The 6896-nt window shown below is 59.9% G+C and carries 7 protein-coding genes and 2 pseudogenes; 6 read left to right on the forward strand and 3 right to left on the reverse strand.

Going from position 1 to position 6896, the window contains the following annotated elements; translation table 11 throughout:
- A partial coding sequence (locus JOY90_RS36325; RefSeq protein WP_291695904.1) for a hypothetical protein occupies positions 1-333 on the reverse strand: 333 nt, incomplete at its 3' end.
- Positions 334-635: 302 nt separating this feature from the next.
- Between JOY90_RS36325 and JOY90_RS40275 the strand changes: the two are divergent.
- From JOY90_RS40275 to JOY90_RS36335, 3 genes and pseudogenes are all read left to right on the forward strand, one after another.
- Positions 636-824, forward strand: a pseudogene (locus JOY90_RS40275) ((2Fe-2S)-binding protein); the annotation flags it as partial.
- A 260-nt stretch (positions 825-1084) separates the two neighbouring features.
- Positions 1085-1552 (forward strand): hypothetical protein, encoded by a 468-nt coding sequence (locus tag JOY90_RS40280; RefSeq protein WP_367277038.1) that lies wholly within the window; start codon positions 1085-1087, stop codon positions 1550-1552.
- 277 nt (positions 1553-1829) lie between these two features.
- The gene (locus tag JOY90_RS36335; RefSeq protein ID WP_291695905.1) at positions 1830-2702 is read left to right on the forward strand and encodes an alpha/beta hydrolase; all 873 of its coding nucleotides are present in this window, start codon (positions 1830-1832) and stop codon (positions 2700-2702) included.
- Between the two features lie 112 nt (positions 2703-2814).
- On the opposite strand, the gene JOY90_RS36340 is transcribed toward JOY90_RS36335, so the two are convergent.
- Complete coding sequence (locus JOY90_RS36340) at positions 2815-3102, reverse strand: AlpA family transcriptional regulator (protein WP_291695906.1); 288 nt, start codon at positions 3100-3102, stop codon at positions 2815-2817.
- Positions 3103-3707: 605 nt separating this feature from the next.
- Between JOY90_RS36340 and JOY90_RS36345 the strand changes: the two genes are divergently transcribed.
- The 3 genes and pseudogenes from JOY90_RS36345 to JOY90_RS36355 form a co-directional block, all read left to right on the forward strand.
- Positions 3708-4433 carry a GntR family transcriptional regulator gene (locus JOY90_RS36345; RefSeq protein WP_291695907.1) on the forward strand — a complete coding sequence of 242 codons (726 nt, stop codon included), beginning with the start codon at positions 3708-3710 and terminating at the stop codon, positions 4431-4433.
- 814 nt (positions 4434-5247) lie between these two features.
- Positions 5248-5529 carry a transposase gene (locus JOY90_RS40285; RefSeq protein ID WP_367277037.1) on the forward strand — a complete coding sequence of 94 codons (282 nt, stop codon included), beginning with the start codon at positions 5248-5250 and terminating at the stop codon, positions 5527-5529.
- A gap of 280 nt (positions 5530-5809) precedes the next feature.
- Positions 5810-5932 (forward strand): annotated as a pseudogene (locus JOY90_RS36355) (transposase); the annotation flags it as partial.
- 72 nt (positions 5933-6004) lie between these two features.
- Here JOY90_RS36355 and JOY90_RS36360 read toward each other — a convergent pair.
- The coding region (locus JOY90_RS36360) for a branched-chain amino acid ABC transporter permease (RefSeq protein WP_291695909.1) at positions 6005-6896 on the reverse strand (892 nt) is incomplete at its 5' end.

Consider the following 6896-nt stretch of genomic DNA (forward strand, 5'->3'; position numbering starts at 1 on the left):
TCCATGGATCCCATCGGCCCCCGTAAACGGCGCATCGAACAATGGCACGCCCTCGATGCGGCGATCCGCGACACAAAGATGGCATGACAGCGGATCGATTCGCATCACCGTGAAAGGCTCGAGTATCGGCCTCAGTCCAGCCTGGCCAATTTCCTGCGCCAGCCATTCCGCGGACGCGTTGTCGACCGCGGTCGCCGTGCGGTGGTTACCCTGCCCGTCGTAGGCCTTGATCGCGGTGGCCAGCCGCTGTTCCACCTCGTCGAACGAGGCGGTTTGCGCGGTCGCGAACCGTGGGCTCAGGTTGCGGGCGGACCCGAGCGTCGTTGCCAGCAACGCGCGGCCACTCGCCACCAGAAGCGATCTGCGATGGACCTTATCCCGCAAACATTTGCCTCCGCGAACGGTTCAATCTAGCGCTTTCTCGATCAGCTCGTCCAGATCATCAAGGCGAATAAATCCTACGCCCGACCAGGCGCCGCGTGCCGCAAGCGCGGTGCGACGATTTCAGCCGCGGAGATGCCATCCAGCAACGCTTGAGGATGCTCCAGCGGATGTAGCAGGAGGACGCGATGGCAACGGCACCTGAAGGCAGCGAGCTGACCCGGGTTGGTCCCGCGACCACGATGGGCCAGTTGATGCGGCAATATTGGATCCCGGCCTGCTTGCCCTCGGAGCTCGCGCACGACGGCGCGTCCCTTCGCCTGCTGTTGCTCGGAGAGAAACTGATCGCATTCTGCGACAGTGCCGGCCGCGTTGGCGCGGTGGATCACCGCTGCGCCTCCTTGTTCCTGGGACGTAACGAGGAGCATGGCCTGCGCTGCGTCTATCATGGCTGGAAGTTCGACGCCGAAGGCAACTGCGTCGATATGCCGAGCGTGCCACCGCCGCAGGATTTCAAGCAGAAGGGAAGAGCGAAGGCCTATAGCGTAATCGAACGCGGCAGACTGGTGTGGGCCTATATGGGCGCGCATGCCAAGGCGTCGCCGACGTGCGCCGGAAACGCTACTAGCCGAGGTCGGCGTGACGCGCATCCAGCGCGACCGCAATTTTTTGCCAGCGCTCGAGGGCGACATCGATACCTCGCATGTCGGGTTTCCAGCATGCCGGTCACATCGACCCCAACGAACCGCGCGAGGATCACCCGATCCGCCACGCGGTCACGAACCGCGCGCCGAGTGAACTCGGACAGCAGATCGTGCCGCGCGAAGAGCAAACGCTCGAGGTGCTAGCCGCCCTGCAACGTGCCGAGATCGAAAAGTGGTGGCCGATCATCAGGCGGCCGGTATCAGCGTCGATTAAGCGCGCTCGCTGCAACGAACGATCCGCGCTGGCGCTGTCGCGGCGAACCGCTAGTGGGGTGATGCCGGTCGCCGCCACCGAGAAGGCCGCCACCAAGCGGCTCGGGGTGCGCGTGTTCGATGCCTCCGAGGCTGGTTGGGGCATCATCAACCAGGATTTGCTCCTTTCGAATGCGAAGCATTGGGTGGTACGCCGCTCGATTGATGCGCTTGAACTCGACGATTGCGCGCGAAGGAGCGCTTGTGGGCCGTGATATCGTGCTCTGGCGTAGATTGGCGCGCCACGGCCGATCAAGACGGGCACTATTGCTTCACCATGGCGCTATGATACCGCGGCCGACTAGGCGCCGCGACCCCACAATCGGCAACGGCCTGCGATGTTGCGCCATGCCTCATGGGTGGTCTTCCCGATCTTAGAAGCGGATCTACAGGCGACAAAAAGTGAAGATGCTCGATCGCGGCAAGCTGTTGAGCCGAGGGCATCAATATGTTTGAGTTCGCGTTCGTTCTATTTGCCTGCGGAGAAGAAGGGTGAGACCTATTTCCGCTGCTTTAGTGGCCGTGATACTCCAACTTGCTTCGCTGCCGCCCACACTAGGCTCGGAGCAAACCCCGCGTCTTCGCATTAATTATCTCGCCTATCCGGTCGACTGGAATGGCAAGACGATCATGATCGGGGCGCGGTTGCAGTCGCCGCTCGGCATAGCGACCAAAGTCTCGGCGGTTATCCTGCTGCATGGCACGGGAGGTGTCCGATACGCCGGTGTTTACTACGCCGCCGCGCTTAATCGAGCGGGCATCGCAACGCTCGAGATCGATCAATGGGGCGGCCGTGGCCTTCCCGGTGGAGCGTCCAGTCGTCCCAAAAACCTCACCGACAATCTGCCGGATATCGCCGGCGCTTACCATCTCCTTGCCGCACGTTCGGAAATCGATGCCGATCGCATCGGCCTCTTGGGCAGTTCCATGGGCGGAATAGAGACGCTGCTGCTGATGACCCGCCGGAACAGCGATGCGGTGCTTGGTTCTGGGATACATTTTAGAGCCGCTGCGGCGCTTTATCCGATTTGCTGGCTCTACAACCATGAGCCTGGTGCTGAGTTTGGCGGTCTCGTCGACGCGCCAATCCGCATTCTCATCGGCAGCGAAGATGATTACGACGGTGGGGCCGACGCCTGTGAGGGGCTCTTGCACGGTCTTGCCTCGGTCGATGCCGCACACCTCTCGCTTCGCGTCTTCCGAGGCGCAACCCATATTTTCGACAGCTTTGAGGGCGACTATGAGTACGACGACCCCGGGTCTCATCGCCGGCAGGGAGGACGCGTGCGCGTACATGCCAATCCGGAAGCTCGTCAGCAGGCGCGTGATGACCTCGCGCAATTTTTCGCGAACGCCCTGAAGTAAAGGATCTGGAATATGACGTTGCGATCCTCGACGTTATTCTCGCGGGAGAGCGCACGATGCCCCTGGCAGAAAAGCTGGAGGCAAAAGGTATTCCGTTTATCTTTGCGACCGGCTACGGCGCCTCCGGGATCGACGCAAAGTTTAAAGACCGTCCCGTCCTCACTAAGCCCTTCCGCGATGCCGACTTGGCATCTGCGCTGAAGGCTGTGACCGAGCGGTTACCTCGCTGTTTCACGTCTGGATGCGGAGCACGGGTGAGGGGCTTGCTTCGACTCATTAAGAGCCAAGCCTCTACCTCGCTCAGATCCCATACGACACATCGAGGAGAGAGCGCGAAGCGTCGCGGAAACTCTCCACGCTGTTCCATTTCGCAGATGGTGTTGTCGGCAAGGGGGACCATTTCATGCAGCTGCTGTCATCGGATCGTCCGTCTTAGGCCCCTTATTTCCTGGCGAGCCATAATCGATCTCCTTCTGCATTTCTCAGCAGTTGAGTTCGATTCATATCGAATGAACAGAGGCATTTCCCCTTGATGCGGCAATCGGCAAGAGCGGCGAACGAACGGAAACTTTCGGCGGTCTAAGAGATCTCTAACATTACCGTTTTCGGCCTCTGGCTTTCAGCGCCGTGTCCTAAACGCTGCTGGATGAAACTTCGGCGGCAGGTCAGCGGGGCAATCTCTCCCGCACGAGCCAGAGCCTTTCTGGATTTGGTGGCCAGCCAACTGGGTGCAAGCAATCTGTAGCGCGGTTACCGAGCTATGCGGGAGTCTAAGACTAGCGCGATTGGTTGAGCCGATGGCGCCCGTGGCGGCACCACGCCGGGTCCTCGACCGGCGGCATGCAAGCCGTCGACCCCTATCAGTTTAGGTAGGTTCCTACGGCGAGTCGATGGCCTATAATGTGGTTGTCATAGTTGTCCGTCGTACTCTGAGGCGCCGTGATCGCTTTCGCGGCGATGGAACGGCTGCGGATCCGACTATCAGATCCGCGTGGATGAAATTCGATGTTAACTTTTGAAAGTGAGCACAATAAGAAGGACGCGGCCTACTCGCTCATCAAAGAACTTGCGGTGAATTTCAGATTTCGGCCTGGCGAACACCTGAGTGTGCCTGAGCTTTCCGACCGTTTGCACATCAGTGCGACACCAGTTCGCGAAGCTCTCATTCAGCTCTACGGCGAACGGTTGGTGGTCGCGATTCCCTACCGTGGCTTCTTCGCCAAGGCGCCCGACGCCGCGGAGCTCGAAGGTATCCATGAGATCTCTCGCGCCATCCTCAGATACAGTATCATGACGCGGAGAAGGCAGTTCGAAAGGGATGGAATTCCGCCGGCGTTGCCATTCGGCCGCGCCGATGGGACTGAGGGTGACGAGGAGCGGATGGCCGCCTCGACGCAGGCGAGGCTCATCGAACATGTATTCGAACGTATTGGCTCCTTGTCAGGGCAAGAGGAGATGATCAGTATAGTGAGGAACTTCAACGATCGGAGTCACTTCATTCGGGTCGTCGATCTTGAGTGGCGGAACTTAAATATTGCCGCGTCGGACGAGCCGATGGCGATCATCAATGCGCTGGAGACGGGCGACGCATCGGCGACGCTTGCTCATATCGACCGGCACTTCGATCGCATGGTTCGGGAGCTCCCGGCTTTGGCGAAAGAGGCTCTATCGCGCGCTTACAAGGCGCAGTCCGGGGCACGACACGACGGGCAAACCAGCCGCAGGAGGTGATAGCGCAGTCCGTGTGGCCGTTCAGACAGGATTCGGCCGTTCAGCCACAGCACGTCGACCGGCCGCCCGAATCAGTCCGGGCGGTACGCCTCGCGCGACCCCTGGGCTCTGCCGCTCGCTATCGCATTTTCGCCCATTCGATGGGATTGACCGTCTGTTCGATGGATGATCGGCTCAGTTCGGGAGCCAGCTTAGGACACGTACTCATAGATCGTTCGCGAGGCCCGCTTTGCTCCGATACCGACGGCGGCAGGTCCAGCAGGGTGAGGATAGCCGCGGTGGCGGTTCTGATGGAACCCCCACCGTGACGCCCCGATCGCAAGCCGCGGAAGGCGATCTCGCCTTCTGATCCGTCCTCGGCGTGGACGGCCAAAGCCAACAAGCGCGTGCAGTTCGGGTATGGGTTCGACTATCTCATTGACCTTGAGCATGCGGCTATTTTCGACGTTGAACCCCGCGCGGACCTACGAGGAGGTCGAGTCCACAAAGGCAATGCTCGATCGAACCGAACGCCGCTTTGGTTTGAAGCCGAAGCGTCTTGCTGCTGACACCGCTTATGGAACGGGCCGTTTCCTCAGCTGGCTGGTTGGCCGCGGGATTGCTCCACACATTCCGGTTCGCGACGCAAGCGAGCGCGATGATGGCACCTTTTCGCGCAGTGACTTTCGGTGGGACAGACGGCGTGGCATCTACATTTGTCCAAATAACACTGCTACACACCACCGGCGCCGTGCACGACGGCAACATGCTCCGCCACCGCGCCTCCAAATTCGACTGCGATGCTTGTGTACTCAAAGCGCGATGCTGTTCGAATATGGCTGCTCGACAGGTACCCCGCGACGTTCACGAAGACGCCCGCGATAGGGCGCGACGACTCATGGGGACAAAGCGTTTCCTCAAGTCGAGGGATGAACGCAAGCGCGTTGAGATGCGCTTTGCTCACCTCAAGACCCACCATGGTTTCGAACGCATCCGGCTCCGAGGGCTCTCCGCTGCGCGTGACGAATTTCATCTCGCGGCCATCGTACAGAACCTGAAAACCCTTGCGCTTCGATGCCTCGGTCCACCCGTGCCACCGCGCGGGTCTGCTGCGTGAGACCTCTATGAAAGATCGCAACGCCCTCGCTGCCAAACTGTCCTCGTTCTCGAGCCCCTGATTCGGCCGGATCTACAACAAAAACCGACTTTTTCGCCAGTATCAGTCATTTCCGACGGTTTCGGCGGGGATTGTCGTTGGTTGATGTTCGCTTCTGCCCCGCAATCCGTGGCGATGACGCCGACTTGATCAGAGAGCTTGCCACGAAGAAGGGTGCACGGGCCGACATCCCACCGAAAAGCAATCGCACAGATCCGATCTGCTTCAACCCTTATCTCTACCGCGCTCAAACCGCGTGGAGCGGTTCTTCAACAGGATCAAACAATGCCGTCGGGTGGCGACGCGCTACGATAGGCTTGCCGCCAACTATCTAGCCTTCGTTCAGCTCGCGTCAATCAGGCTACGGCCGCGCCTTAATGAACCCGCGCCCTCGGTAAAGGTGGTGAGGATGGCGTGGAGCTCTGACAAATGTTCTTCATTTCTGCTCTGCGGATATCTCATCGCCCGAACGGTGCGGCGATAGCCGGCGAGGCCACGCGATTTCGCGGCTGGCAGTGAGGCCGCGGTTCCGAAAAATGAGAATGAGCAGCATGAAGATGCCCAAAAAAACTTCCTGAGAGCCGGGCGGAAGCTGGACCGCGACGCCACTCAAATCGATCCCAGTTTCGAGACGCCGGAGCACTTCGATGGCGGAGGAAATGACGAGCACACCGATCACGGCCCCGGCCAGGCTGCCAACTCCGCCAACGACCAACATCGCGAGCGTGATGAAGGCAAGATTGAAATAGAAGATGTCCGGGCTGAGAATCCCGAGGAAGTGGCTGTAAAGCGCGCCGCCGAAACCCACCAGGAAAGCGCTCAAGACGAAGGCGATGAGCCGCTGGCGAAATACGTTGACTCCAGCTGCCCGCGCCGCAATCTCGTCGTCACGGGTAGATCGGAGCGAGAGACCATATCGTGAAGTTTGGAAGCCGTAAACGATGGTCAGCGCAACTACCGAAGCGCAGGTTGCAATCGGCACGTTGAGGATGACTGGGATCCCGACAATTCCACTGGTGCCTGCTGTCACGTGATCCCAGTTGGAATAGACGATCTGCACGATTGCAAGAAAGGCAAATGTTGCGATCGATGCGCCGACGCCGGAAAGGCGCATGATGAAGAAGCCGACGACAAGCGCCACCATCGCCGCCAGAGTCCCGGCGATAACGGTGGCCGGCAGAAACGGTACGGAACGATGAAGGATAAATGCCGGCAAGCCCGCCATGACGGTCGGCTTGAGCGCCGGGCAGCAGGTTTGCCAGGCCGCCGCATAGGCGCCAATGGCCATGAATCCTACGTGTCCGAAGGAGATGATTCCGGAGTTGCCG

The sequence above is a fragment of the Bradyrhizobium sp. genome (assembly GCF_019242285.1).
Lineage (GTDB): Bacteria > Pseudomonadota > Alphaproteobacteria > Rhizobiales > Xanthobacteraceae > Bradyrhizobium.

Excerpts from the sequence above, each read along its gene's own strand:
- JOY90_RS40280 (WP_367277038.1), top strand. The coding sequence starts at position 1,085 with ATGTCGGGTTTCCAGCATGCCGGTCACATCGACCCCAACGAACCGCGC.
- JOY90_RS36340 (WP_291695906.1), bottom strand. The coding sequence starts at position 3,102 with ATGGTCCCCCTTGCCGACAACACCATCTGCGAAATGGAACAGCGTGGA.
- JOY90_RS36345 (WP_291695907.1), top strand. The coding sequence starts at position 3,708 with ATGTTAACTTTTGAAAGTGAGCACAATAAGAAGGACGCGGCCTACTCG.
- JOY90_RS40285 (WP_367277037.1), top strand. The coding sequence starts at position 5,248 with ATGGCTGCTCGACAGGTACCCCGCGACGTTCACGAAGACGCCCGCGAT.